Consider the following 23,912-nt stretch of genomic DNA (forward strand, 5'->3'; position numbering starts at 1 on the left):
TGAGCGCGTATTCGCGCAGTCTTTGACCCGACTTGGGCCGAGTTTGCGTCGCTAGCGACTCGTCAACGCACAAGTGAAGTGGCAGGGACCCCGGCCACGCGGCTGACGCCGCACAAGGTCTGTGGCGTCCCGTCACGGCCGAGAAGTTGTGGTCGTGGCCCGTCCGACCGCAACTTGGTCAACGGTCTCGCCCCGGGATGGCGATGGGTGCCACCGCCTCGAGGAGACCATAGAGGTCGATCGCTCCAGCGACGTCGTCGTCGAGCATCATGAACGTTAGCCGTCGATAGCCGTTGAGCGGGTTTTGTCGTGATAGTTGATAGCGTTCCCCCAGGCATTCGAGGAGCGACACGCCCCGACGTCGCCGCACTCTGCCACCGTCCAGCCGCCAATAGTCTCGTGCTGCTAGTGTGCTGTGACTCTGCTGCAGCAGCCTCTCCACCCGGGAACCCAACGGGACCACACGAGACGAGAAACCCAAACAAACACGGCGGGATGCGGGCCAAGGCCGCGCCATCGTTGCGGAAATCCGCATCCCGCCGTACGGGCTGCTGGCGCTAGCCCTTGAAGGTGCTCGGCCCGAAGTCACCAAACGGCTCATCCCGCTCGCGCACGGCCTGCTTGAACCCGACCTCGGCGGCCCGGCGCTGAAACGCATACCCCTCGCGGGTGTGGCGGGTGACCCCGTCGAACACCGTGCCGAGGATCTGCGTGGCCTGCAGCCCGGCCGCGCCCACGCTCTGGTTGACGAGCAGCTTCATCATCACCAGCTGGTTGACGGGCATCCTGGCGATCCGCTCGAGCAGGATCTCGAACCGCGCGTCGAGCTGCTCGGCGGGCGCAGACTCGACGGCCAGGCCCCACTCGACGGCTTCTTTACCGCTCAGGCAGTCCCCGGTGAACAGCAGTCGCTTGGCCTTCTCGATCCCGATTCGGGCGGCCCACAGCGCGGTGGTCGGGCAGCCCCACACCCGCGCGGGCGGATAGCCGATCTTGGCGTCGTCGGCGATCACCAGCAGATCCGAGCACAGCGCCATGTCGGTGCCGCCCGCGACGCAAAACCCGTGGACCTTGCACACGACCGGCTTGTCGGCGTGGAACAGGCTCATGAACCCACGCACGTTGCGGGCCATCATCTGATAGTCGACGACCGGATCCCAGACCTGGCCGGGGTCATGGTTTCGGCCGATGACCGCGGGATCGAGCGCGGTCCCGGCCTGGTCTGCGTCGCCAAAGCCCTCGTCTTCGATCTGCTCGGCGCTCTGGACGAGGTCGTAGCCGCCACAAAACCCTTTGCCGGCGCCAGACAGCGCGATCACGTGGACGCCGGGATCGAGGTCGGCCCGCTCGACACAGCGCGCGAGCTCGCGGGGGGTGTCGAGGGTGATGGCGTTGCCGCGGTCCGGGCGGTTCAGGGTGATGCGAGCGATCCGGCCGGTGACTGCGTAGGTCAGCGTGTTCATGGCGCCACGACCATGGCCGGGGATCGGCTCGAGCTCAAGCGCAGTCGGGGTCGTTGACGTCGGGGCCCCAGTCCATGCAGCACTCGTCGCCGTAGGTGCAGTCGACGACCCAGCAGCACCCGCAGGCGCCGTCCGGCTCGCCGTCGCCGTCGCCGTCCCCGTCGCCGTCTCCGTCCTCGCCGTCTCCGGTCGTCTCGCTGTCCCCGTCGCCGTCTCCGGTCGTCTCGCTGTCCCCGTCGCCATCCCCAGTCGCGTCCCCGTCGCCATCGCCGTCTCCGTCGCCCGTGCCCTCCGGGTCTCCGTCTCCGTCGCCGTCGCCCGTGTCCTGCGGGTCCCCGTCGCCGTCGCCGCTCGTGGTCGCGTCGCCGTCCTCACTCTCCGCCGTGCCGTCGGTGTCACCGTCGTCTTCGCCGGGGTCACAGCCAAGCTCGGACGTGAGGCCACCGACGAGAACGAGCACGTTGAAGAGCTTGCGCATGTCCATGTTCAGAGCATGCACTGCGCCACGCGTTCGAACTATTGGTATAATTTACATGAAATAATATGGCTCCAACATATGGTCTGTGCCCGTGAACTGGACTCGTCTGCGCAATTTCAACCACGGGTCCGGCGGACGCCCGTGGCTCAGACCTGCCTCGACGTGATCCTCTATAGCGTCAGAATTGTACGGACTCGATTAATTTAACTACCATCTCCGCTCAGCTCTACGCTATAGTGTCCGCGTGCGCGGCTCTCCACTGGTCCCCCTCGCTGCCTGGCTGCTCGTCATCGTGGGCTGCGGCAGTCCCGACGGCGACGGCGACGGTTTCGTCAGCCTCGGCGACGCCAGCTCGACCGACGGTGGAGGCGACGGCGATGGCGATCCAGGCGACGGCGACGGCGACGGCGACGGCGACGGCGATCCAGTTGATCCCGATCAGGGCAGCTACGCGGCGGACATCTCGATAGACACCGTCGAGATCAACCAGGCGGTGGGCGTCACGATCGCCGCGGGCGGCCAGCTGCTGCCCGAGAACCAGTGGGTCGCACCGCTGATCGGCGGACGGCCCGGCTTGCTGCGCGTGTTTTGGGCGCTCGAGCCCGAGTTCGTGCCTCGCGACATCCTCGCTCGCGTCACGCTCGAGCACAGCGACGGCACCGTCGATCAGTTCGAGCAGACCAAGCTGATCTCCGGCCCGCCCGATCCAGGCTTCGTCGCGGGCAGCTTCGCCGTGCCGCTCGAGGCCGACGCGCTGCGGGCCGGGGATTCACTGATCATCGGCCTGTTCGAAGCGGATCCGGGCCAGGCCGGTACGGACGCCGATCCGCCGCGGCTGCCCGGCGACGGCGCAGCCGCGCTCGCGGTCGTGGGTGGCAACATGGAGGTCAAGGTCGTGATCCTGCCCGCCAACGATCCAGCGATCGACGGCGCGAGCTATGAGCTGCCGGCCGCGCTGCGGGAGGTGATGGAGACCGACCTGTACAACCTGTATCCGGTCAACGAGATCTCGGTCGAGGTTCACGCGCCGGTTCAGATCACCGATTGCTACGACGGCAACAACATCCTCGCCCAGGTGTCGGGCTACCGCAACGGCGAGGGCGCGGATCCCAATGTCTACTATCACGCGATCTTCCCCAATTCCCACGAGGGCAGCTGCTGGGCGGGGGGCATGGCGTGGCTGGTCGACGACTCCACCGGGGCCGATCGTGTGTCCTACTCCGTCAACCACTGGGGCGAATCCCCCAACAACTTCACCCACGAGCTTGGGCACAGCAACGGGCGCGAGCACAGCTTCGAAGACGGCGGCTACCAGCCGGGCAGTCTGGGCAGCCCCGACTGCGGCCGCCGATCGACCTGGGGCTGGCCGGTCCGCGCGGGTCGGCACCCCAAGGCCAACGAGTGGGACTTTCCAGCCATGCAGACCCTCGACAATTGGCTGATCGCGCCGACCGAGGGCTTGCTGCTCGCAGACTACTGCTACGGGCACGACGACTACGATCTGTGGGGGCCCGCGCTCAATGACGTGATGAGCTATGCGTACCCTTATTGGATCAGCGCGTACAACTACCGCCACCTCGCCGAGCGGATCTCGACCTTGTCGAGCTGGGACAACGCTGGGGCCGCCGCCACGGCTGGCGAGTCGCTGCATGGGGTGTTCCTGGCCGACGGGAGCGCGCGCTGGTACGTCATGCGCGGGCAGCCAGTCGTGCACGCGACGCCCAACTCCGACGCGCGAACGGCCCGAGGGCGGGGCCAAGGCCGCAGGTGGGTGGCTGCGGTTGCGGCGAAGATCACGGGCGAGGGCGAGGTCGGTGGCGTGATCGTGCCGCTGCCAGCGGACGCGGTCGGGCGGGTGGCGATCGACTTCGATGGTCGGGTGTTCGAGGTCGAGCTCGCGCAGGTCCGCTGACCGATCACGCTGACACGGTCCGACGCCCAACGCTCCCGCGACTCGCAGTGAGTTGTGCAGGCCCGGTCACCCCGCGAATTGTCCCTACCGACGGTCGCCAGATCGGCTATGACATCGCCCATGCATCGCGCCGCGTTCTGCGTGGTCGTGTGGACGAGCGTCCTGGGGTTCGCCGTCGCCTGCGAGCGGGGCCCGGACGTGCACGAGGTCGTGGGCAGCGAGGGGTCGGCGGGGGAGGGCTCACCGGTCCAGGTTCCGGCGCCGCCGCTGCCGGACCCGCGCATCGCCGAATCGGGCGATCACGCCGAGATGATCGAGCGAGCCCGCGAGCGTCTGCTCGAGCACGCGCAGCTCGAGCCGGGCATGCGCGTCGCGGAGATTGGGGCCAGCCGGGGCTGGTTTGTCGACCGAGCCGCGCTCGCGCTCGGGCCCGCGGGGGTCGTGTACGCGACCGACATCGATCCGGCGGCCGTGGTCGCGCTGCGCGAGCTGGCGGGGCGAGTGAACCCGGACCGCGCCCGCGTCGAGGTTCGGGCCTGCGCACACGAGCGAGACACGGGGCTGAGCGACGTCCCGGACCAGTCGTTTGACCGGATGCTAATGATCGACTCCCTGTGCTTTGACGGCAGGTCGTCCCGCGAGCGGGACGTCGCCTACTTGCGCGAGCTGCTGCGCACGCTCGCGCCTGGTGGACGCCTGATCCACCACATGGACTGTGCGTGCGAGGCCACGCCCGAGGCCGTGACGGGGCTGTTCGAGGAGGCTGGGTTTGGGGCCGCGCTCGAGCTCGTCGAGCTCCCGCAGCCGCCTCCTGGGGATCCTGCGTGGACCTGCCGGAGCCCGACTCAGCGGGAGCGGCACGGCGTGGTCCTGAGCTTCACGGCCCCGGGGTGAAACGTGTGATACTCCGCGCCATGCGAAGCACGCTCTGGGCACGACTGTTGCTAGCAAGTGGATGCGTGGCGCTTGGCTGCCATGGGCTGCGCAGCGTGGATGGCAAGCCAGCCGGCGCCGGACCAAGCTCGATGCTCGACGAGGTCGCCGTGGGCAAGAACCGCTGCCCGGACGAGGACGGCGACGCCCGGCCGTTCGTGGTCGAGTGGGACGCCACCGATCTCGCGGGCTTCGAGGCCAAGGCGTCGCGTGATCTGGTGTTCGTCAAGTACGAGGGCTGCGAGATCCAGATGCTCTACGGCTGCTCGGACAACGGCGTGCCGGGCCGCTACGGCGCCTACGAGACCCCGATCTTCACCAGCGGCACGGTCGAGTCGTTCGAGATGCGCGACCAGTCCGAGGTCTACGCCAAGCTCCCGCTCGGCGCGGCGAGCTTCGCCGGCAAGCTCGAGGTCGGGCAGGCCCTCGAGCTGCGCTATTTCGTGAGCGGCGCGGTCAACAGCACGCGCAACTATGTCGAGCGGTCGGCGATCGCCGACAACGGCCGCTGCAGCGCCGCGACCCACTTCGTGTCCGCCTACAACCTGGGCGCGTTCCGGTTGCTCGCCCACGAATTGGCCGGGGGCCAGATCGAGGGCGGCGTCGGTCAGGCCGGCGTCGGCACCCGCACGAACAGCGAGAGCAGCAACCTCAAGCAGGGCGGCGATCTCGACAGCTGCGAGACACGCGGTCAGCAGCACTGCCGCGTGCCGATCCGCCTGGTCCTGCAGGCGATCGACGAGACCACCCAAGATCTCGACGCGAGCGCAGCGGGGGCGGCTCGCCCTGACCCCGAGCCCGCAGAGGACACCGTGTCCGAGCGCGCGGCCAAGCTGCGTCACGCCGCCGAGGACAAGGGCGACGCGGGCGACGGTGCCGGCTGCCTCGCGGATCTCGATCGCGCCGACGCCCTCGACAACAGCGACGAGACCCGGGTCAAGTCGCTGTGGATTCGCTCGCTGTGCACGATGGTCGCGGGCAACTGCCAGGGCGGCAAGGACATGCTGGTGGAGGCGATCTCTCTCGCCGACAAGAAGAAGAAGCTCAGCGAGCTGCAGATCCACGTGCAGCTCAACCAGGCCGAGCTCGCCTACTGCCCCCTCGATCAGATCCCCGAGAGCCTGCAGGGCGCGGCCATGTTCACCCGGATCCGGACCGCGCGATCAGAGAACCAACCCGCGCTGTGCGAGGCCAACGCCGAGGCCGCGCTCGAGCTGATCCGCAAGCAACGAAAGGCTGGCACCAAGCCCGATCACTCCGCGATGGAGGCACTGGGAGAGGCCAGCGCCTGCCTGTGGAGCCGGGGCAATTGCGAGGCCGCCAAGAAGTGGGCGATTCAGTCCTCGCTCGAGTACCGCCATGACCAGGACCAGGCCGAGGCCCGCAAAGAAGCCGAAGAGGTCTGGGTCAAGCGGTACGACGAGACCGGCTGCAGCAACTGAGGCTCGGATCACTCAGGCGGCGGGAAGGTGACGAGATCCAGCCCGGCGCCGGTCATGTCCGAGTAGGTATAGGGCTGGTTGAGCCCGGTCGTGGTGCCCGCGAGCTGATAGGTGTCCCCGTCGATCTTGAACGCCGAATTGGCCGACTGATCCACGACCCACACATAGCCGTCGACATCGATCGACACGCCGACCGGCTGGATCGAGCCGGGGATCGAGATGGACGGCGCGAGCACGGTCTCGGTCGCGGTGTCGATCGCGGCGAGACCGGGCGGATCGTTGGTTGCGACCCACGCGGTGCCATCTTTGTCGACCATCAGCCCGCGCAGGCTGAACGCGCCGGGCACGGGGATCTCGGTCCACGTCGAGTTGTTGGCGTGGAAGTGGTAGACGCTGTAGGCGCTGGCGATCCAGGCGTCGCCGTTCTTGTCGAGCGCCATGCCGTAGTTCCACTGCTGCGCGGTGATCGTGGCGGGGATCTGGAAGGTCTGAACGCTGAGGTCGCTGGCGTTGATGCGGATCAGCGGACCCGCCTGCCAGCCGCTGACCCAGAAGTTGCCGTCTTTGTCGGTCGCGCCGCCGTAGGGGCCAAAGCTCAAGCCCGACCACGGCACCGGGCCGACGCTGTCGAGCACGGCCCCGGATGAGCCGTCGAGCCGGCGGAAGTGGCCGTTGGCGCCGTCGTACCAGCCAACCCAGACCCGCGGGTTCGGATCCGGGCAGCCGTCGGCGAGGCCGCCCTCCCACGCGACCGGTCGGGCCCCGATCTGGTAGTTGAGGGCGGCGAGTTCGGTCCGCCACAGGACGCACTCGTCTTGACCCCACGCCAGCACGTCGTTGGGCCCGGTCGAGGTCTGAATCCCCGGCTGGCCATTGGTCTCGACGCAGCGATCTTCCAACACGGCGATCTTGGTGATGCCGCCGTTGCGATCGACGACCACCGCGTCGCCGAACAGGTTGACCGACGTCCGCGAGGGATCGGTGACGCCCGGGCCGACGCGGTAGCGGGCCTCTTCGATCGTGGTCTTGGTGTTGATCTTCGAGACCGTGCCCTCGGGCGAGTTGGAGATCCAGATGTAGCTGTACCCGCCCATGCCCATCATGCCGCCGCCGCCACCCTCGCCGCAGTCGCCGGCCATGCCCATCGAGTCGGACTGGTCGGTGTCGAACTTGGGACCCGTGTCGGTGCTGGTGGTGCTGCCGGTGTCGCCGTCGGAGTTGGACGCGATGCCGTCGTCGATGCCGTCGTCGATCCCGAGCCCCTCGTTCCCGCTGTCACGAGCTCCGCCCCCGCACGCGGGAGCCAGCAGCACGAGCGAGAACAACCCAGCGAGGCGAGACGGCGTCAATCCATGCATCACGCTGGCATTAGACCGCATGTTGATGCTCGATCGCCAGAAATAAGACTGTGCAGATTCGCGCGGTAGCTGGCGAAGCCGGCGTCAATTGCAGAAAATCCGGTGATTCACAGGACGGAGACCTCGCATGAAGAGGCGTCTATCGACCGATGGCAGTAGCCAGGGCTGCGGCCAAGCGCGCCGAGCGGGCCGCCGCTGCTTCACCGCTCAAGTGCGGGCCACGATCGAAGAAGTCGGTGCTGGCGAAGCCGATCTCGCCAGGGTGCTCGAGCATCGGCATGTTCACGTCGGCGCGCAGCCGGGCCTCGATCGCGGCGAACACCGCCATCTCGCGTTCGAGCTCGTGGCGCCGCGTGGGGCACCAGGCGATGAAGCAGCGGGCGCCGGCGCGCTCGCACTGGTCAGCGAACTGGGCGAGCGCCGCGATCGCGCGATCAAACGACAGTGACTCCGGAGCTGGCCACGGCTGGTCGATCGCTTGCTCGAGCTTGGGCGCGACGTCGCGGTGAGCTGCGAAATCGCCGTACTCATCGAAGCTGCTGCGCGTATAGATTGTGGGCAGCGGCCGGTCCGTCGCGATCTGGTGGGCGGCGCAGCGAAGCTTGCGCGCCAAGAAGTGCAGGCCCTGATCCGACAAGTCCGCGAGCTCGCGCGGGCCGGCGGCGGCGAGACAGGCCAGGTTCGCCGGCCGCTGCTGCACGACGGCCCACAGCGCGTCGTCCTGCGAGCCCGTCCAGTACAGGTGCGTCTCGGGGGCGACGATCACCACGTCGCCCGCGCGGAGCTGGCCGGCGACCTCGGCGAGCATGAAGGGCAGCCCGAGCCCGTCGTTGAGGCCCATGTTGACCGGCTCGAGCCCGAGCGGCGCGAACGCGCGAGAGTCGACGCTAAACCCGACGCTCGAGCCCCCCACGAAGATCACGCGCGGCGTCGCGACGGCCCGCAGGCGCGCGTGCTTGTCGACGGTCGCGGCCATGTAGTGGTTGGGATCGTCCGGGCAGGTCCGCCACACGACCACCAGGATCAGCGCCTGGACCAGGGCAAAGATCAGCGCGTGGGTGACGAAGCGTCGCATCTCGAGTCGCGGTGGCGGGTCAGAACTGGAAGTAGATGAAGGCGCCCGGGTCGTCGGGCATCAGGTAGATCGTGAACCAACCCAGGCCCGTGTACAGGGCCCAGCGCAGCGGTCGTGGCCAGCGGGTCAGCGCGAGCGGGTGCTCGCAGTCGCGGGTCAGCCACTCGACGATCACCAGCGTGATCAGCAGGGGACCGAAGGCCGACAAGAACTCGCGGTGGTGGACGAGCTCGCGCCACGCGTCGGCGCGCGGGATGTCGAGCAGGATCCGGCGAAAGATGCCCATCGCCTGGGGTAGATCGACGGCGCGGAACAACACCCAGGTCAGGCAGATCAAGCCGAAGGTCGCGAGCATGCGGGCCAGCGCGCGCAGGCCCGCGAGCCCCCGCAGCGGCGCCGGGATATCGGACGCGCCGAGCCGGGTGGCGCTCGGGGTAGACGCTGGCCGCACGCGCGCGGCCAGCCCGACCAGCAGCCCGTTGACGGCGCCCCAGATCACGAAGGTCCAGCTGGCGCCGTGCCACAGCCCGCTCAGCGTGAAGGTCAGCATCAGCGCCAACCACAGCCGCGCGGGCCCGTGGCGACTGCCACCGAGCGGGACATAGACGTAGTCGCGGAACCAGGTCGAGAGCGAGATGTGCCAGCGTCGCCAGAACTCGTCGACCGACTGACTAAAATAGGGGTACGCGAAGTTGCGGACCAGGCTCAGGCCCAGGAGCTTGGCGCAGCCGATCGCGATGTCCGAGTAGGCCGAGAAGTCGCAGTAGATCTGAAACGCGAAGCAGATCGTCGCGACAGCGAGCACCGGCCCCGACGCGTGGACGACCCCAGCCCCGTAGACCTGCTCGACGAACTCACCGAGGTGATCGGCCAAGATGATCTTCTTGGCGAAGCCCCACAGCATCAGCTTGGCGCCGTCGCGCGCCTGCGCCTCGTCGAAGCTGCGCTCACGCTGAAGCTGCGGGAGCAGCCGGCGGGCGCGCTCGATCGGTCCGGCGACCAGCTGGGGAAACAGCGCGACGTAGGTCAGGTAGTCGAGCAAGCTGTCGGTTGCGACCCCGGGCCGCGCGGCCCCAGACCGCGCGGCGACCTGATCGCGGTAGACGTCGATCGTGTAGGCGAGGGTCTGGAACGTATAGAAGCTGATCCCGACCGGCAGGACCAGATGCAGGCTCGGCAGGCTCGGCGCGAGTCCCAGGCTGCCGAGCGCGGCCGCGAAGCTGTCGACGAAGAACCCGTAGTACTTGAACAGCCCGAGCAGCCCGAGGTTGAGCGCGCAGCTGAGACCGACCAGCGCTCGTTGCCGGGCGCCGGCCCCGTCGCGGCCCCGCACCAGCGCGCGGGCGATCGCAAAATCGACGAGGCTCGAGGCCAAGATCAGCCCGCAAAAACGGACGTCCCACCAGCCATAGAACACGTAGCTGGCGACCAGCAGCACCAAATTTTGCCGAGCCCGCCCGCGGACGCCCCAATAGCCGGTGAATACGACCGCGAGGAACAGCAGGAAGGTCAGGGTCGTGAAGGTCACGAGGTGCCTCGCCCGGCGCCGACGCCAAGCGAAGCCGGTGTACCATGGCCGCGCATGGCGACAGGGGACACTCTCGGGGTCATCGAGGCGGCCGCGCGCGCGGGTGGGGACGTGCTCTCCAACTACTTTCGTGCGCTCGACCAGCTCGAGGTCGTGTCCAAAGGGCCGGCCGACTTCGTGTCGCGGGCCGATCTCGAGGCCGAGGCCGCGATCCGGGCGGTGCTGCTCGAGGCCTACCCCGACGCGGCCTACCGCGGCGAAGAGTCGGACTACCAGGAGGGGACGTCTGCGCTCGAGTGGGTCGTCGATCCTCTCGATGGCACCACCAACTTCTTGTGCGGGATCCCCCACTTTGCCGTCTCGATCGCGCTGCGCGAGGCGGGGCGAACCATCGCGGGGATGGTCTACCAGCCGCTCACGGGCGACCGCTTCGCGGCCCGGCGTGGCGCGGGCGCGACCTTGAACGGCGCGCCGATCCACGTGTCATCGCGGCGTCGATGGGAGCAGGTGGTGCTGGCCACGGGCATCCCGCATCGCGGCAGCATCCACCACGATCAGTTCATGTCGCAGCTGGTCGCCGTCCGCGATCGGGTCGGCGGGGTGCGTCGGTTTGGCTCGGCCGCGCTGGATCTCGCGTGGGTCGCCGCCGGCCGGTTCGACGGGTTCTGGGAGCAGGGCCTCAAGCCCTGGGACGTGGCGGCGGGCAACCTGCTGGTCGAAGAAGCCGGCGGCGTGGTCACGGGCCTGCGCCACAGCGACGACCCACACACGGGCGCCAGCGTGCTCGCGGCCTCACCTCAGATGCACGAGCAGCTCACGCTGGTGTTTGGCGGCGCGATCACTCTCGGGTGATCTGCACGGTCTGGATCACCGGGCGCTCGCCCGCGTGGGTGCGCACCGCCAGCGCGCGGGCCACGAAGGTGGGCTCGCAGCGACCGATGATCGTGTACTGCCCGTCGAGGTTGCGCAGGACCTCCGTGGTGACGAAGAACTCGCCCGCGCTGGTGTTGGGGGCGCCCTGGTTGGCGAGCGCGAGCACGCCAGGCTTGTCGAACGCGGTGCCGATCGAGCGCTCGTCTTGCAGCAAGAACCCGATCCACTTGTCCTCGCCCAGCCGGCCGCCCTGCACGAACTGTCGCTCGACCGCGCGGTGAAAGGTGAGCCCGTCGTAGTACGGCCGCGTGGTCCAGGTGCCCAGCTGCGGGTCCAGGAAGGGACGCAGGCCGCGGGCGAGCCCGACGAAGTTGGCGACGGCCAGCGGCGCGACGTCGGCCAGCAGCGTGCAGCGAAGCTCGCCCTCGTCGGTGACGATCGTCGCGTACAGCTGGCCCGTCTCGGGCAGCCCGGCGACCGCCTGTTCGAGGGGAAACCGACCGCGGTGAGGATCGCCAGCGGCCTCGTTGTTGGCGGCGAGTTCGGGGTCCTCGGGCGGGAAGCTGCCCGGCGCCGCGACGTCGCAGGCCAGGGCCAAGCACGAGATCAGGCACGAGACCAGGCTCGGGACCAGACGCGAGGTGAGGTGCGGCGGGCAGCGGCGCATCCCGGTCATGGTAGGTCGTTCGGGCGTCGCCGCCGAACCCAGCCCAGGACCGCGAGCAGACCCAGCGCTGCGAGCCCGCCTGCGCCGCCGTCTTCGCCGTCGTCGCTCGAGCACGCACACCCGCTCTCGAACTCGTCGAGCCCAAACCCCGGCGGTAGCCCGCCGCCGCCGCCGAACTCGTCGTCGCCACCGGTCTCGCCGCCGCCTTCGTCCTCGCCGCCGCCTTCGTCCTCGCCGTCGCCGCCCTCATCCGAAGGCGGCGGCGGATCGTCTGGCTCCTCGTCGACGCCAATCGCGATCGCGTTGGAGACCGCCTGGTTCTGCGAGACGTCGACGGCCACGGCCTCGATCACCCAGCTGCCCTTGGGAAACTCGAGGGTCCACTCGTAGGGCGCGGTCGCGTCGTCGGAGTTGGCGAGGTCGTTGCCGTCGACCCGGAGGCTGACGTGGTCGACGCCAAACCCCGGGCCGTCGTCGGCGTTGACGCTGATCGCAACCGACACCGTCGGCTCGCCCCCGGTCATGTACATGGTGCCGTTGGCGGGCGAGGTGATCGTGACGCTGGGCGCGGTGTCGTCACCCTCGGGCGAGAACGGGCTGCCGCAGCTGCTCGAGAACCCCGAGACTGGACCGCCGCCGCAGCCCTGGCCCCACGTGGTGTTGGCGCCGCTGCCCGGATCGAGCGGGAAGCTCCCGCAGCCCTGGTTGGGTGTCCAATTGCCCTGGGCGTCGTGGCAGGGCGAGATGTCGATACCGGACTGTTGCTCGGCCCACGCGAGGTTGGTGGCGATGTTGCTGTAGTAGCCGCCGCCCCCGCATGCGCCGCCGTAGGAGGTGACGCCGAACACCCGCCATGAGCCGTCGTCGAGCTGGACATACACGGGCCCGCCCGAGTCGCCGGAGCAGGAGTCCTTGCCGTTGCCGCCGATGTACACCTCGCCGTTTTGATACGAGTTGATGGTCGTGGTGACCTCGTACTTGGTCCCGGCGCCGCCCTGGTTGGTCTGGCCGTAGCCGACGATCTCGACCGATTGACCGGGGCTGAGGTAGGAGGTCTCGCACCCGAACAGCGGTGGAACGATCGGCACGTCGTTGACCGGCTGGCTCAGTACACAGTAGGCGAAGTCGTAGGTCGCGCTCCCGTTGTAGCTTGGGTGCGGATAGCAGGTCGCGCTGGCGGTGCGCGAGTTGCCGGTCGGCCCAAAGCCGATCTGCTTGTTCGCGCCGTTGCCCGTGCAGTGCGCGGCGGTGATCACCAGCTGGGGGTGAACGAGCGTACCCGTGCACAGACCACCACCACCCGTGACCAGGATCGTGGTCGGCCAGCCGCAGGTCGCCGCGGGGGCGCCGCCGTAGATCGATGGATCCAAGGGGTCGGCGGCGATCTGATCCGGATCGCCCGCGAGCGCGCTGGCCGGGAGCAGCAGGATCGCCGCGATCGCCGTGCCTCGCGCTCGTTCGCGAACAAATCGAGACCACGAGGTAGCAGGACGACGCATGCGCGAACGGTCTCACGATCAACGGGCCCGATTCAAGGCGGATATGGGCAGTTGACTGTAATCAGCGCAGCTCAGCGCATTTGGCGAACGCGACCAGCGCTAAATACACTGTTCCGATTTCGTCCTTTTGGCCAGTGCGATGACTGGTTCTGGGGGCGGCGAGATAAAAGAGCGAACCACGACACCTAAATACTTGGGTTAGAAACCGCAGAGGTCTATTCTGTTGTCGTAGGCGTGTGCAGAAATGAGCCATAAACTGCAGTCGGAAGAGGTGTCGATTCCAATACCCATTGCGCGGGTCGTCCAAGAGCCGCTCGGGCGGCGTCCGCAGCTCGCTCGGCCGCAGCTCGAGGCGCGGCCGCGCTCGCACGGTCACACCAATGGCGCCGACATGTTGGCTGCTGCGCTGGTCGAGCTGGGCGTGCGGCGGGCGTTTGGTGTGCTCGGAGGCGCCATCGCGCGGTTCTGCGGCGCGCTGCACCGAGCGGGCGTCGAGGTCATTCACGCCCGCCACGAGACCGCCGCCGGGTTCATGGCGACCGAGGCCCACCTCGCCACCGATGAGCCGGTCGTCGTGTACACGACGACCGGGCCGGGAGCGACGAACGCGTTGACGGGCCTGGTGTCCGGAGCGTGGGACGGCGCCAAGATCATCGTCGTCACCGGCGCGACCGAGCTGCCCGAGCGCGGGCGGCTCGCGTTCCAGGAGACCGGCCCGCGCTCGCTCGATCTCGGCAGCTGGCTGTGGGACACCTCGCACTACCTCGAGTACACGATCGAGGACGCCGCCCAGATCCCGCTGCTGCGCCAGCGCCTGGCCTTCCACCTGGGTAAGCCCGGCGGGTTCTTGGCCAGCTTGAGCTTTCCCCTCGGGGTCCAGGGGGGGACCACCGACATGGCGCTGGCTCGCATCGCAACGGTCTCGCCGTCGCCGTCCGTGTGTCCGGCCCTGGTCAACCAGGTCTACGAGCTGCTGGACGGCAGCAAGTTTGCGATCTGGGTCGGGTTCGGGGCCCGCAAGGCTGGAGCGCAGCTGCTCGAGCTGGCCGAGCGCAGCGGCGCTCCGGTCATGGCGTCGCCCCGGGCCAAGGGCGTGTTCCCCGAGTCGCATCCTCAATACCTGGGCGTGACGGGCATGTTCGGCGGGCAGCCATGGGTGCACGACTACTTCCGCGCGAACCGGCCCGACTACGTGCTGGTGCTCGGCAGCCGGCTCGGGCAGTCGACCTCGTGCTTCGATCCCACGTTCGCGCCGCGCCGCGCCTTCATTCACGTCGACGTCGACGCGACAACGTTTGGTGTCGCGTACCCGGAGGTCGAGACCCTCGGCGTGTGCGCCGAGATCGGGTCGTTGCTGGCCGCGCTCAACCAGCTGCGCCCGGTCAGCGAGGCGGCGCCGATCATCAAGATCGTGGCCGCGGCGGGGACCGAAGCGGTCGACGAGGACGGACCGGTCCACCCCCGCAGCTTGATGGCCGCGATCCAGCGGGTCATCGTCGAGCGCAGCGACGCGACCGTGCTCGCCGATGTCGGAAACTCGTTCGCGTGGGCCAACGCGCAGCTACGCTTCGAGCGAGCTGGACGCTACCGCACGCCATCTGGGTTCGCGTCGATGACCAACGCCACGACAGGGGTCGTCGGCGCGGCCCTCGCGAGCGACGCGGCCGCGGTGGCGATCGTCGGTGACGGCGCGATGCTCATGGGCAACGAGGTCAGCACGGCCGTGCAGTACGACGTCGACGCCAAGTGGATCGTGCTCAACGACGCCTCCTACGGCATGGTCCGGCACGGCATGCTGGCGGTTGGCATGGACCCGCGCGGCACCGCGATCCCACCGACCAACTTTGCGATGCTGGCGAGCGCGCTCGGGGCCAAGGGGCTGCGGGTCAATTCGGCTAGCGAGCTCGACGCGGCCTTGGTCGAGATGCTGGCGACGCCCGGCCCCGTGGTCCTCGACGTGGCCATGGACGCCAGCGCGCCTCCGCCGTTTGGTCGGCGCAACGAGATCCTCACCCAGGGCTGGGAGCAGCACCAGTGACCCCACACAGCATCACGTCGATCGTCATCGTCGGGGGCGGCACGGCCGGGTGGCTGTCGGCCGCGTACCTCAACCGCGCGCTCGGTTCGAGCGTGCGGATTACCGTGGTCGAGTCGGCGAGCGTCGGGCGGGTCGGAGTCGGCGAGTCCACCGTCCCCACCATGGTCAGCACGCTGGCGTTCCTCGGGATCGACGAGCGGGCGTTCATGCGCCGCTGCAACGCAACCTTCAAGGCCGCGATCAAGTACGTCAATTGGGCGACGGGGGGCAGCGGCGAGCGCGTTGACGAATTCTATCACCCCTTCTTCGACCGGCCCGAGCTGCTCGCGCAGCCGTACGGCGTCATGCACTTTCCGTTTGTCGGCGAAGGGTTCTCGTCCGCCGATATCTGGGCCGCCGGAGGCGAGCGCCGCGAACCACGCTTCGATCGTGTGTGCTCGGCGATCCCGGCCGTCAGCGACGCGCTCGCGTTCGCGCCCGAGCGCCTGCCTGGCTCACAGACGCTGCAATACGCCTATCACATCGACGCCTCGTTGTTCGCTGACATGCTGGCCGAGGTCGCCATCGAGCGCGGGGTCGAGCGACGCATCGATCATGTGCTCTCGGTCGAGCTCGACGAGCGCGGCTTTGTGGGCTCGCTAGTCACCAAGTCTGGCGCGAAGCTCACCGCCGACCTGTTCATCGACTGCTCGGGGTTTCGCGGGCTGCTGATCAACGGCGCGCTCGACGAGCCGTTCGAGAGCGACGCAAAGTACCTCCCCTGCGACGCCGCGGTCGCGCTGCCGGCCGCCAGCGCACCCGAGCGCGACGGCATCTTTCCCTACACTATGGCGACGGCGCTCTCGGCCGGGTGGTCGTGGCGGGTCCCGCTGTTTCACCGGCTGGGTTGCGGGTACGTGTACTCGAGCGATCACCTCGACGCCAGCGCGGCCGAGCAGGAGTTGCGTGACTTGCTCGGGCCGGCCGCCGGTGAGGACGCGAACCACCTGCGCATGCGGATTGGGCGGTGTCGCCGATCGTGGGTCAACAATTGCGTGGCGATCGGCCTGTCGAGCTGCTTTCTGGAGCCGCTCGAGTCGACGGCGATCTTCTTCGTGGAGTATCAGCTCGCGCAGCTCGTCAATATGTTCCCCTCCCGTCGGTTCGCGCCCGCGCGGCTCCATCGCTACAACGAGACCATCAACGACATGTACGATCACCTGCGGGACTTCATCGTCATGCACTACTGCACGACGAGCCGGGGCGACACCGCGTTCTGGCGACGGATCCGCGATGACATGCCGATCCCCGACTCGCTGGCCACGACCCTCGAGGAGTATCGCGTCGGCGTGATGCCGCAGGATCGCCTGCGGTTTCGCTTGTTTCGGTCCCGCAGCTACGCGGCGATCCTGTCCGGCATGGGCGTGTATCCCGAGTATGGCCCGCCGATCCTGGACCACGCACCCACCGCCCCCGGGGCCGCGCTGCTCGCGGACGTGGCCGAGCGCACCGCCGCGCTGTTGCAGCAGCTGCCCACTCACTACGAGTACGTTCGCAAGCTTCACGAATAGAGCACGTTCATGTCAACCGTCATCCCCGTTGGTATTCGTAGCCTGGCCATCTCGGCGCCCGCGACCATTCGCACGAATGACGAGCTCCGGCGCCGGCACCCCGAGCTGGTCCAGCGCTCCGAGCAGAGCACGCTGGGGCGGATCATGTCCAACACCGACAGTCGGCCGGACATGTCCATGATCGACGCGTCGATCGTGCCCTATCTCGATGATCCATTCCGCGGGGTCACGACCCGGCGGGTCCTGGGGCCTGACGAGAGCTCGATCGATCTCGAGGTTCAGGCCGGCGCCGAGGCGCTCGAGCTGGCCGGGCTCGCGCCCGAGAGCGTCGACCTGCTGATCAGCGTCGGCTTCTTGCCGCACCACGTCGGGATCGGCAACGCGGTCTACGTGGCCAAGCGCCTGGGCCTGCGCGGCGGCGGCTGGAACCTCGAGACCGCCTGCGCCGGGCCGCTCACCGCTCTGCAGACCGCGTTCGCGCTGGTCCGCGCCGGCGAGTACGAGACGATCCTCGTCACGGTGTCGTGCGCCTACTCCCGCTACGCTCGCGAAGACGACACCCTGTCGTGGTTCCTTGGCGATGGCGGCGGGGCGTTCGTGGTCAGCCGCGTCGCGTCGGGCACCGGGTACATCTCGGGCTACACCATGCACACGGGCGACACCTGCGGGAGCTGGTACTACACGCTCGAGCTCGACGATGACGGCATGCCCGCGCGGGTCATGCGGGCCAAGCCCGAGACCGGCCAGATCTTGCGCAGGACCGTGGAGAAGCACCTGCGGCGCTGCTGTGACGGCGCGGCGGCCAAGGCCGGGATCAGCCTCGATGACGTCGACTTCTTCGTGTTTCACACGCCCACGGCATGGTTCGCCGAGTTCGCCGTGAGCGCGCTGGGCATCGATCCCGAGCGCACGACCAGCGTCTACCAGCACTACGCCAACGTGGGCCCGGCGCTGACGCCGATCAACCTGCACTACGCCGCCCACACCAAGCGGATCACCGCGGGGGACACGGTCCTGGTCTATGGCCCAGGCAGCGTGTCATCGGCGGCCGCGATGATCATGCGTTGGGGGGACGTCGCGCTCGGGCGCCCGCCGGCCGGCATGGACGCCTACTTCTTTTCTTCGAGCCGCTGACGGAACCGGCCGGACTCGTCGGCGAACGCGTCGACCTCGACCTCGGCCGCCCGGGCGAGCTGCTTGAGCACCACGCGGGTCCTGATCTGCTCTTCGGGATCGAGGTTGAGACAGTTGACGGCGCCCGCGAAGTCGCGGGTCGAGAACGCCTTGATCTTGGCGCCCATGGCCCAGCTCAACGCCGTGACGATCCCCTGGGTCATGCGCGACGCCGTCATGATCACGGTCTGGAGCTCGGCGCCCGCGCGGGTGAACGCTTCGTTGGAGCGGGCTCGCTGAGGCGCCGACGGCCCCACGCGGTGCGTGTACACCAACGCGCCCTTGATGGTGCCGAGGTTGGCGAGGACATCCGCGAGGTAGGCGTCCCAGTCTTCGTCGGACGGGGCGACATGGGTGTGGGCGACGACGTGCACGACGCCCGGGACGACCCGCCAGTACATGGTCTTGGCCACGGGCCAGATTCTACAGGAGACCGCTGACCTCGTCGACGAGGTGGGGGTAGCGACCCTCGGCGAGCTTGAGCTGGACCCGCGCGACCCCCTCGGCACACATGTTCCGATAGGTCGCACCCCCAGGGGGCTGCGGCGTCGAGCGAATGCTCCCGTCGAAGTACGCCCGCACGGCCGAACACATCAGCGTCGCCGACAGCCGTGTGGTCTTCCAGCACAGCAGCTCGTAGCTGTCGCCGCGGTGGACCGGGATCCGCTCGCGGCTGACGATCTCCCCGGTGTCGACACCTGCGTCGATGAAGTGACAGGTACACCCAACCTCGACGTCGGTCTCGATCGCCCACGCGACTGACGCGGACCCGCGGACCTCGGGCAGCAGCCCCGGGTGGGCGTTGAGGGTGTGGTCGGCGAGCGCGAAGATGCGCTCGCGCAAGATCCGGGTGCCGCCGAGCACGAGCAGCTTGGGGGCACGCGCCGCCACCAGCTCGGCGCAGACCTTGGCGTTGTGGTTGGGCACCGCGAGTCGCTCGACCTGGTGGCCATGTTCGTGGCTGGCGAGCAGCTCGGCGAAACTGGGCGCGAGCTCGAGGCCGGCCATGCGCGCCGTGAACTTCGCGGCCTCCTCCTCGGCGACCGTGGACCGCTCCTCGATCACCGCGAGCGGCAGCAGGTCGGCGTGCAGCAGCGCGCGCAACATCTCGCGCCCGTAAGGGTGGTCCTCGAGGACCAGGAATACAAAGGGGGTGCGCGTCGAGGTCATGAGCCAGCCCCCGCCAAGTTATCAACGCGAGACCGAACTGGGTAGCGCGGCGTCGATCCTGGTACCCTGCGCGCCATGCTGCGCCCGCACCTCGCCCTCGCACTGTTGGTCCCCCTCGCGCTGCTCGCCTGTGACAAGGCCGACGACAAGACCGCCGACAAGGCGGCGGACAAGGCCGCCGACAAGGCCGCCGACAAGCCCGTCGACAAGCCGGCCGACAAGCCCAAGAAGCTCGAGCTGCCGTGGATGGCCAGCGACGTGACCGGCGCGATGAAGCCTGGCACGACCCTCGTCTACAAACAGTCGGGCAAAGACATCAAGGGCAAGGAGGTCGAGGACGACTTCAAGTGCGAGATCAAGACCGCGACCGACATGGAGGTTGGGACCGTGTGCAACGGGGTCAACCATCCCAGCGAGGACAAGGGCGCGACCATGGTCGCGACCGCGGAGTGGACCGAGTTCAGCCCGTTCTTCTCGGTCTCGCGGCCCGAGGTCAAGCTGATCGAGCGGGCGGACCTCACGGTCCCAGCCGGGACCTTCGACACGGTCAAGGCCGAGCTCGCCGGGTTCTTTGGCAACAACTACACGGTGTGGATGATCGCCGACAAGCCCGGCGTGTACGCCAAGGTCCTCAAGCACCCCAACTCGGGCACCGAGGACGATCAGACCGAGCTGGTGTTCGAGCTGTCGTCGATGTAGCGGCTCGCAAACGGGGCCCGGTCGCGCAGGTAGCCGGCGATGACGAGCAAGAACACGCTGAGCCCGGCGATCTCCATGCTCTCCTCGACGAAGTCGAGGCTGGCGTAGCCGAGGTTCTCGTTGCCGTGGCGCTCGAACCACAGGCCCAGCGGCAGCTCCATGCCCAGGGCTCCGCCCACGTAGATCACGAAGGCCGCCGCGAACCCGCGCCGGGTCGGTGTGGGCAGACCAAGCCAGAACCGGAGATAGGCCGCGCAGAAGCACAGCGTGATCGCGGCGCCGGGGACCACCCAGCTGAAGTACAGGGCGCCGCCGAGGGCGAGGCCGTAGAGCTCCTCGTGCAGCTCGATCGACTCGTCGAGCGACATCAGCAAGAAGATCGCCGCGAGCGCGACCCACCACTTGCGCTCGGGTCGGTCGTGAGACCAGCCGCACAGCCCGAGCCCCAGCGCCGCGGTCCACAGCAGCCCCGCCGAGTACCAGGTCGGTAGGTTGCCCTCGTAGCTGAGCGACAGGCCCGAGCGCCACGGGCTGTCTGGATCGAGGTGCCCGGTGTGGCAGCTCAGCTCGACCGCCAGGCCGGCCCCGCACACGATCGCGCCAGCGATCGCCAGCCCCCAGGCGAGCCTGGGCAGCGCTACCATTCGACGACGACGCCGTGGCCGTGGCCCTTGTGGCCCTTGTGCCCCTTGTGGCCCTTGTGCTTCTTATGTTTCTTGTGTTTCTTGTGTTTCGGGTGGTGCACATGCACGTCCACGTGCGGCGCATCGATCACAATGTAGTGATGGTGCCCGTGATAGGGCTCGTGGTGGAGCACGAAGATGTAGTGAAAAAAGCACCCTTCGGCGATCACGACCGCGCCGTGCTCGACCACCACGGGCTGCTCATGGTGGTACACGTGGATGTCTTTGTGGTGATCGATGTGATCGGTGAAGGCGCCGTGAACGACGAGCTTCTCCTGATCCTCGATGCTGAACGTAATCGTTGCGATCACGACCCCGACCTGCGCTGGCGGCTCGCCCTGCTTCGTAGACGGGATCACGCGGAACTCGAGGGTGGTCACGTCGCCGTCCTTGGACTCGATGACCTCGATGAAGTCCGTGACCCCGTCTTCGTCGAGATCCACCGCGTTGAGCTTGGCCTCGGGGTCGTTGAGCTTGACCTCGAGGGCCGCCGCGTCGGCGACCGCGTAGCCCTTGACCAGCTCGATCACAGCCTGCATCTGGAAGCTCGCCGCGGTGTTTCCGGGCTCGAGTGTTGCGACGCCGCCGAGCGCGGTGGTGGGAGTGGCGGCGACGGCCTCGGCCTCGGCCTTGTCGGAGGACTCTGCCGCGTCGCAACCCCCAAGCAACACGACGAGGGGCAGACTGATGGCGATGAGTTGGGCTACGCGCATGGGCTTGTTCGTCGCTCTCGTGATGCCACCGATCAAACCACGATTCAGGTCGACGCGGCGCCTGTATCTTGTGCCGGGGCCCATACAGTTCTGGCAGCGACCGGCGTCCCGCTCGAGTCCCGGCGGCGTCAGCCTCGCCGTCTATCCTGCCAGATCTAGCAAGAACGCGAACTCGAACGCGATCTCCTCGAAGCGCTCGAGCCGGCCAGACTTGCCGCCGTGGCCCGAGCTCATGTCGGTGCGCAGCAGCAGCAGATCGTCGCCGGTCTTGTTCGCGCGCAGCTTGGCCACCCACTTCGCCGGCTCCCAGTACTGGACCTGCGAGTCGTGCAGCCCGGTCGTGACCAGCAGCGCCGGATAGTCCTGAGCGACGACGTTGTCGTAGGGTGAGTAGGCCAGCATGTAGTCGTAGTATGGCTTCTCGTTGGGGTTGCCCCACTCGTCGTACTCGCTGGTCGTCAGCGGGATCGTGTCGTCGAGCATGGTCGTCACGACATCGACGAAGGGCACGCCCGCGATCGCCCCGGCGTAGAGCTCCGGCCGCATGTTCACGACCGCGCCGATTAGCAGGCCGCCCGCGCTCCCGCCCTCGGCGAACACCTTCGAGGGATCTGCGTAGCCCTGGGCGACCAGGTGCTCGGTGACGTCAATGAAGTCCGTGAAGCTGTTTTGCTTGTGGAGCAGCTTGCCGGTCTCGTACCAGTCGCGCCCGAGCTCCTCGCCGCCGCGCACGTGGGCGATCGCGTAGACGAACCCGCGCTCGAGCAGGCTCAGGGTGCTGGCCGAGAACTCCGCGTCCATGCTCGAGCCGTACGAGCCGTAGGCATAGACCAACAGCGCGCCGCTGCCGTCGAGCGGGGCGTCGCGCCGATACACCAGCGAGACTGGCACGCTGACGCCATCGCGGGCCGGGGCGTCGAGCCGCTCGGTCACATAGTCCGCCTGCGAGAACCCACCGCGGACCTCGAGCTGCTTGACCAGCGTCTTTCCCCGGGTGTTCATGTCGTAGTCGTACTCGGCGTCCGGTGTGGTCATCGACGAATAGCTGTAGCGCAAGGTCGCCGTGTCGAGCACGTCGTTGCCGGTGGCGTAGGCCAGGTACGCGGGCTCGCCAAAGTCGAGATCGTGGGCCTCGCCGCCGTCCCACCGACGCACGCTCAGCTGCGTGAGCCCGCGGCTGCGCTGCTCGAGCACCAGGTGATCCGTGAACAGCTCGAAGTCCTCGAGCAGCACGTCTTCACGGTGGGGGACGACCTCCTGCCAGCTGGCCTTGGCGGTGGCCTGGACCGGCGTCTTCATCAAGCGAAAGTTCTTGGCCTCCAGGTTGGTTCGAATGAAGAAGTGCGCGCCCATGTGGTCCACGTCGTACTCGAGCCCGCGCTCGCGCGCTTGGATGACCCGCGGCTCGGTCAGCGGCGCGGCGGCGGGCACCACTCGCGCCTCGTTGCTGAGCGTCGAGCCGCTGTCGAGCACCAGGTACTCGCGCGACTTGGTCTTCCACAGGCCCAGCTCGTAGGTCTCGTCTCGCTCCTCGTAGACCAGGGTGTCGTCGGCCGGGGCGTCGCCGAGGGTGTGGCGAAACAGTTGATGGGTGCGCAGGGTCACCGGATCCTGCTTGGTGTAGAACAGCGTGGCGTCGTCGTTGGCCCACTCCACGTCACCGGAGACGTTGGGGATCACGTCGGCGAGCATGGCTCCGGTCCGCAGATCCTGGACGTGAATGGTATAGAAGCGGCGACCCACGGTGTCGGTCGTGTAGGCGATCAGCTGTTGGTTCTCGCTCAGCGCGAGGCCGCCCGTGTCGAAGTACTCGTGGTTCTGGGCCAGCGCATCGGCGTTCAAGATGATCTGCTCGTCGGCGTCGAGCGACTCGTGCTTGCGGCAATACAGCGGATGCTCGGCGCCCTCGACCCAGCGTGAATAATAGAAATAGTCGCGGGTGCGAACCGGGGCGGTGCTGTCGTCGGGGACCACGCGACCCGTGAGCTCGGCGAGCAGCTCCGCGCGGAGCTGGGCGGTGTGGGCCGTGGCGGCTTTGGTGTAGGCGTTCTCGGCCTCGAGGTAGGCGATGACCTCGGGGTCGTCGCGGTCGCGCAGCCAGTAATAGTCGTCGACGCGGGTGTGACCGTGGGCGACCAGCTCATGCGCGACGCGCTTGGCGATCGGCGGCGCGGGCTCGGTCGCGGCCGGTGGGTTCGTGGTGGTGCTCGGACAGGCCGTCAGCAGCGCCATGAGGGTGAGGGAGAGCGTGGACGTGGCCCGCATCGTCGGCACTCTAACAGGGGGCTCACGGCCGATAGCCAACACTTCGTGGTTCGGTTCAAGCACGCCTGGCGAGACGGCACGCACGCGGTCGTGCTGGACGCTCTCGCTATTTTCTTGCTGGGGGCGCCCGAGGCTACTCCCGAGCCAGCCCCCGCCGCGCCCTCGACTCCGCTCGAAGCGCCGCGTCCGGGCACCGGGCGCTTTTGAGGTCAGCGCTGAAGGTGAAGCTTCACCTTCAGCGCATTGAAACTTCGCCGCCTCAGCTCGAGCTGGCGGGGAAGCGGCGGCCTGGGTCGCGCTGGTGGCCTCGGCCTGTGCCCAACGGTGGCGAGGACTCGGGCGATCGCGTCGCCGAGCGTGTTCGCGACGCACCGTCAAAAATCCCGGTACTGG

General features: G+C 68.2%; 20 protein-coding genes. 8 read left to right on the forward strand and 12 right to left on the reverse strand.

From position 1 onward, the window contains the following. Positions 1–557 precede the first annotated feature (557 nt). Together ENSA7_RS19385 and ENSA7_RS43885 are read right to left on the reverse strand one after the other, a co-directional pair. A complete protein-coding gene (locus ENSA7_RS19385; protein ID WP_106090796.1) occupies positions 558–1,463 on the reverse strand; it encodes a crotonase/enoyl-CoA hydratase family protein in 906 nt (301 codons plus the stop codon). Between the two features lie 34 nt (positions 1,464–1,497). Next, entirely contained in the window at positions 1,498–1,941 is a 444-nt protein-coding gene (locus ENSA7_RS43885) for a hypothetical protein (RefSeq protein ID WP_181233903.1), read from the reverse strand. Between the two features lie 244 nt (positions 1,942–2,185). Between ENSA7_RS43885 and ENSA7_RS19395 the strand changes: the two genes are divergently transcribed. The 3 genes from ENSA7_RS19395 to ENSA7_RS19405 all read left to right on the forward strand — a co-directional run bounded on the left by ENSA7_RS19395 (position 2,186) and on the right by ENSA7_RS19405 (position 6,228). Then, entirely contained in the window at positions 2,186–3,853 is a 1,668-nt protein-coding gene (locus ENSA7_RS19395; protein ID WP_106090797.1) for a zinc metalloprotease, read from the forward strand. Positions 3,854–3,973: 120 nt separating this feature from the next. Further along, positions 3,974–4,747 (forward strand): SAM-dependent methyltransferase, encoded by a 774-nt coding sequence (locus ENSA7_RS19400; protein ID WP_106090798.1) that lies wholly within the window; start codon positions 3,974–3,976, stop codon positions 4,745–4,747. A 20-nt stretch (positions 4,748–4,767) separates the two neighbouring features. After that, entirely contained in the window at positions 4,768–6,228 is a 1,461-nt protein-coding gene (locus tag ENSA7_RS19405) for a hypothetical protein (RefSeq protein ID WP_146157875.1), read from the forward strand. Between the two features lie 8 nt (positions 6,229–6,236). On the opposite strand, the gene ENSA7_RS19410 is transcribed toward ENSA7_RS19405, so the two are convergent. The 3 genes from ENSA7_RS19410 to ENSA7_RS19420 all read right to left on the reverse strand — a co-directional run bounded on the left by ENSA7_RS19410 (position 6,237) and on the right by ENSA7_RS19420 (position 10,189). Beyond that, positions 6,237–7,586, reverse strand: coding sequence for a Vgb family protein (locus ENSA7_RS19410; protein ID WP_146157876.1), 1,350 nt, complete (start codon positions 7,584–7,586; stop codon positions 6,237–6,239). Between the two features lie 139 nt (positions 7,587–7,725). After that, positions 7,726–8,661: a hypothetical protein gene (locus tag ENSA7_RS19415; protein ID WP_106090801.1), complete on the reverse strand. Its 936-nt coding sequence runs from the start codon at positions 8,659–8,661 to the stop codon at positions 7,726–7,728. A 19-nt stretch (positions 8,662–8,680) separates the two neighbouring features. Further along, on the reverse strand, positions 8,681–10,189 hold the full coding sequence (locus tag ENSA7_RS19420) for an MBOAT family O-acyltransferase (protein ID WP_106090802.1): 1,509 nt from the start codon (positions 10,187–10,189) through the stop codon (positions 8,681–8,683). A gap of 54 nt (positions 10,190–10,243) precedes the next feature. Between ENSA7_RS19420 and ENSA7_RS19425 the strand changes: the two genes are divergently transcribed. Then, the gene (locus tag ENSA7_RS19425) at positions 10,244–11,041 is read left to right on the forward strand and encodes an inositol monophosphatase family protein (protein ID WP_106090803.1); all 798 of its coding nucleotides are present in this window, start codon (positions 10,244–10,246) and stop codon (positions 11,039–11,041) included. Here ENSA7_RS19425 and ENSA7_RS19430 read toward each other — a convergent pair. Beyond that, positions 11,028–11,729, reverse strand: coding sequence for a peptidylprolyl isomerase (locus ENSA7_RS19430; protein WP_181233904.1), 702 nt, complete (start codon positions 11,727–11,729; stop codon positions 11,028–11,030). The genes ENSA7_RS19425 and ENSA7_RS19430 overlap by 14 nt on opposite strands. Before the next feature lie 5 nt (positions 11,730–11,734). Continuing rightward, a complete protein-coding gene (locus tag ENSA7_RS19435) occupies positions 11,735–13,228 on the reverse strand; it encodes a trypsin-like serine protease (RefSeq protein ID WP_106090805.1) in 1,494 nt (497 codons plus the stop codon). 244 nt (positions 13,229–13,472) lie between these two features. Here ENSA7_RS19435 and ENSA7_RS19440 point away from each other — a divergent pair, with 244 nt between their 5' ends. Genes ENSA7_RS19440 through ENSA7_RS19450 form a run of 3 tightly spaced genes read left to right on the forward strand, consistent with a single transcriptional unit; the run spans position 13,473 to position 17,950 of the window. Continuing rightward, positions 13,473–15,266: a thiamine pyrophosphate-dependent enzyme gene (locus ENSA7_RS19440; protein WP_106090806.1), complete on the forward strand. Its 1,794-nt coding sequence runs from the start codon at positions 13,473–13,475 to the stop codon at positions 15,264–15,266. Next, positions 15,263–16,816: a tryptophan halogenase family protein gene (locus tag ENSA7_RS19445; RefSeq protein WP_181233905.1), complete on the forward strand. Its 1,554-nt coding sequence runs from the start codon at positions 15,263–15,265 to the stop codon at positions 16,814–16,816. Before ENSA7_RS19440 ends, ENSA7_RS19445 begins: the two co-directional genes overlap by 4 nt. A 9-nt stretch (positions 16,817–16,825) precedes the next feature. After that, positions 16,826–17,950 carry a 3-oxoacyl-ACP synthase III family protein gene (locus ENSA7_RS19450; RefSeq protein ID WP_106090808.1) on the forward strand — a complete coding sequence of 375 codons (1,125 nt, stop codon included), beginning with the start codon at positions 16,826–16,828 and terminating at the stop codon, positions 17,948–17,950. Here the strand turns inward: ENSA7_RS19450 and ENSA7_RS19455 are convergent. Both ENSA7_RS19455 and ENSA7_RS19460 read right to left on the reverse strand, forming a co-directional pair. Then, positions 17,926–18,402, reverse strand: coding sequence for a hypothetical protein (locus tag ENSA7_RS19455; RefSeq protein ID WP_106090809.1), 477 nt, complete (start codon positions 18,400–18,402; stop codon positions 17,926–17,928). The genes ENSA7_RS19450 and ENSA7_RS19455 overlap by 25 nt on opposite strands. Before the next feature lie 10 nt (positions 18,403–18,412). Further along, positions 18,413–19,159 carry a formyltransferase family protein gene (locus tag ENSA7_RS19460; RefSeq protein WP_106090810.1) on the reverse strand — a complete coding sequence of 249 codons (747 nt, stop codon included), beginning with the start codon at positions 19,157–19,159 and terminating at the stop codon, positions 18,413–18,415. A 75-nt stretch (positions 19,160–19,234) separates the two neighbouring features. Here ENSA7_RS19460 and ENSA7_RS43890 point away from each other — a divergent pair, with 75 nt between their 5' ends. Continuing rightward, the gene (locus ENSA7_RS43890) at positions 19,235–19,858 is read left to right on the forward strand and encodes a hypothetical protein (RefSeq protein ID WP_181233906.1); all 624 of its coding nucleotides are present in this window, start codon (positions 19,235–19,237) and stop codon (positions 19,856–19,858) included. Here the strand turns inward: ENSA7_RS43890 and ENSA7_RS19470 are convergent. From ENSA7_RS19470 to ENSA7_RS19480, 3 genes are all read right to left on the reverse strand, one after another. Then, the gene (locus tag ENSA7_RS19470; protein WP_106090811.1) at positions 19,822–20,502 is read right to left on the reverse strand and encodes a DUF8692 domain-containing protein; all 681 of its coding nucleotides are present in this window, start codon (positions 20,500–20,502) and stop codon (positions 19,822–19,824) included. The two genes, ENSA7_RS43890 and ENSA7_RS19470, sit on opposite strands and share 37 nt — an antisense overlap. Continuing rightward, entirely contained in the window at positions 20,496–21,254 is a 759-nt protein-coding gene (locus ENSA7_RS19475; protein ID WP_106090812.1) for a hypothetical protein, read from the reverse strand. The genes ENSA7_RS19470 and ENSA7_RS19475 overlap by 7 nt, the downstream gene beginning before the upstream one ends. 141 nt (positions 21,255–21,395) lie before the next feature. Next, complete coding sequence (locus ENSA7_RS19480) at positions 21,396–23,519, reverse strand: S9 family peptidase (RefSeq protein WP_106090844.1); 2,124 nt, start codon at positions 23,517–23,519, stop codon at positions 21,396–21,398. Positions 23,520–23,912 lie beyond the last annotated feature (393 nt).

The organism is Enhygromyxa salina (genome assembly GCF_002994635.1).
Classification (GTDB): Bacteria; Myxococcota_A; Polyangia; order Nannocystales; family Nannocystaceae; genus Plesiocystis; species Plesiocystis salina_B.

Excerpts from the sequence above, each read along its gene's own strand:
- ENSA7_RS19470 (WP_106090811.1), bottom strand. The coding sequence starts at position 20,502 with ATGGTAGCGCTGCCCAGGCTCGCCTGGGGGCTGGCGATCGCTGGCGCG.
- ENSA7_RS19440 (WP_106090806.1), top strand. The coding sequence starts at position 13,473 with ATGAGCCATAAACTGCAGTCGGAAGAGGTGTCGATTCCAATACCCATT.
- ENSA7_RS19430 (WP_181233904.1), bottom strand. The coding sequence starts at position 11,729 with ATGCGCCGCTGCCCGCCGCACCTCACCTCGCGTCTGGTCCCGAGCCTG.
- ENSA7_RS19475 (WP_106090812.1), bottom strand. The coding sequence starts at position 21,254 with ATGCGCGTAGCCCAACTCATCGCCATCAGTCTGCCCCTCGTCGTGTTG.
- ENSA7_RS19450 (WP_106090808.1), top strand. The coding sequence starts at position 16,826 with ATGTCAACCGTCATCCCCGTTGGTATTCGTAGCCTGGCCATCTCGGCG.
- ENSA7_RS19425 (WP_106090803.1), top strand. The coding sequence starts at position 10,244 with ATGGCGACAGGGGACACTCTCGGGGTCATCGAGGCGGCCGCGCGCGCG.
- ENSA7_RS19480 (WP_106090844.1), bottom strand. The coding sequence starts at position 23,519 with ATGCGGGCCACGTCCACGCTCTCCCTCACCCTCATGGCGCTGCTGACG.
- ENSA7_RS19460 (WP_106090810.1), bottom strand. The coding sequence starts at position 19,159 with ATGACCTCGACGCGCACCCCCTTTGTATTCCTGGTCCTCGAGGACCAC.
- ENSA7_RS19405 (WP_146157875.1), top strand. The coding sequence starts at position 4,768 with ATGCGAAGCACGCTCTGGGCACGACTGTTGCTAGCAAGTGGATGCGTG.
- ENSA7_RS19435 (WP_106090805.1), bottom strand. The coding sequence starts at position 13,228 with ATGCGTCGTCCTGCTACCTCGTGGTCTCGATTTGTTCGCGAACGAGCG.
- ENSA7_RS19415 (WP_106090801.1), bottom strand. The coding sequence starts at position 8,661 with ATGCGACGCTTCGTCACCCACGCGCTGATCTTTGCCCTGGTCCAGGCG.
- ENSA7_RS43890 (WP_181233906.1), top strand. The coding sequence starts at position 19,235 with ATGCTGCGCCCGCACCTCGCCCTCGCACTGTTGGTCCCCCTCGCGCTG.
- ENSA7_RS19400 (WP_106090798.1), top strand. The coding sequence starts at position 3,974 with ATGCATCGCGCCGCGTTCTGCGTGGTCGTGTGGACGAGCGTCCTGGGG.
- ENSA7_RS19385 (WP_106090796.1), bottom strand. The coding sequence starts at position 1,463 with ATGAACACGCTGACCTACGCAGTCACCGGCCGGATCGCTCGCATCACC.
- ENSA7_RS43885 (WP_181233903.1), bottom strand. The coding sequence starts at position 1,941 with ATGCGCAAGCTCTTCAACGTGCTCGTTCTCGTCGGTGGCCTCACGTCC.
- ENSA7_RS19410 (WP_146157876.1), bottom strand. The coding sequence starts at position 7,586 with ATGCATGGATTGACGCCGTCTCGCCTCGCTGGGTTGTTCTCGCTCGTG.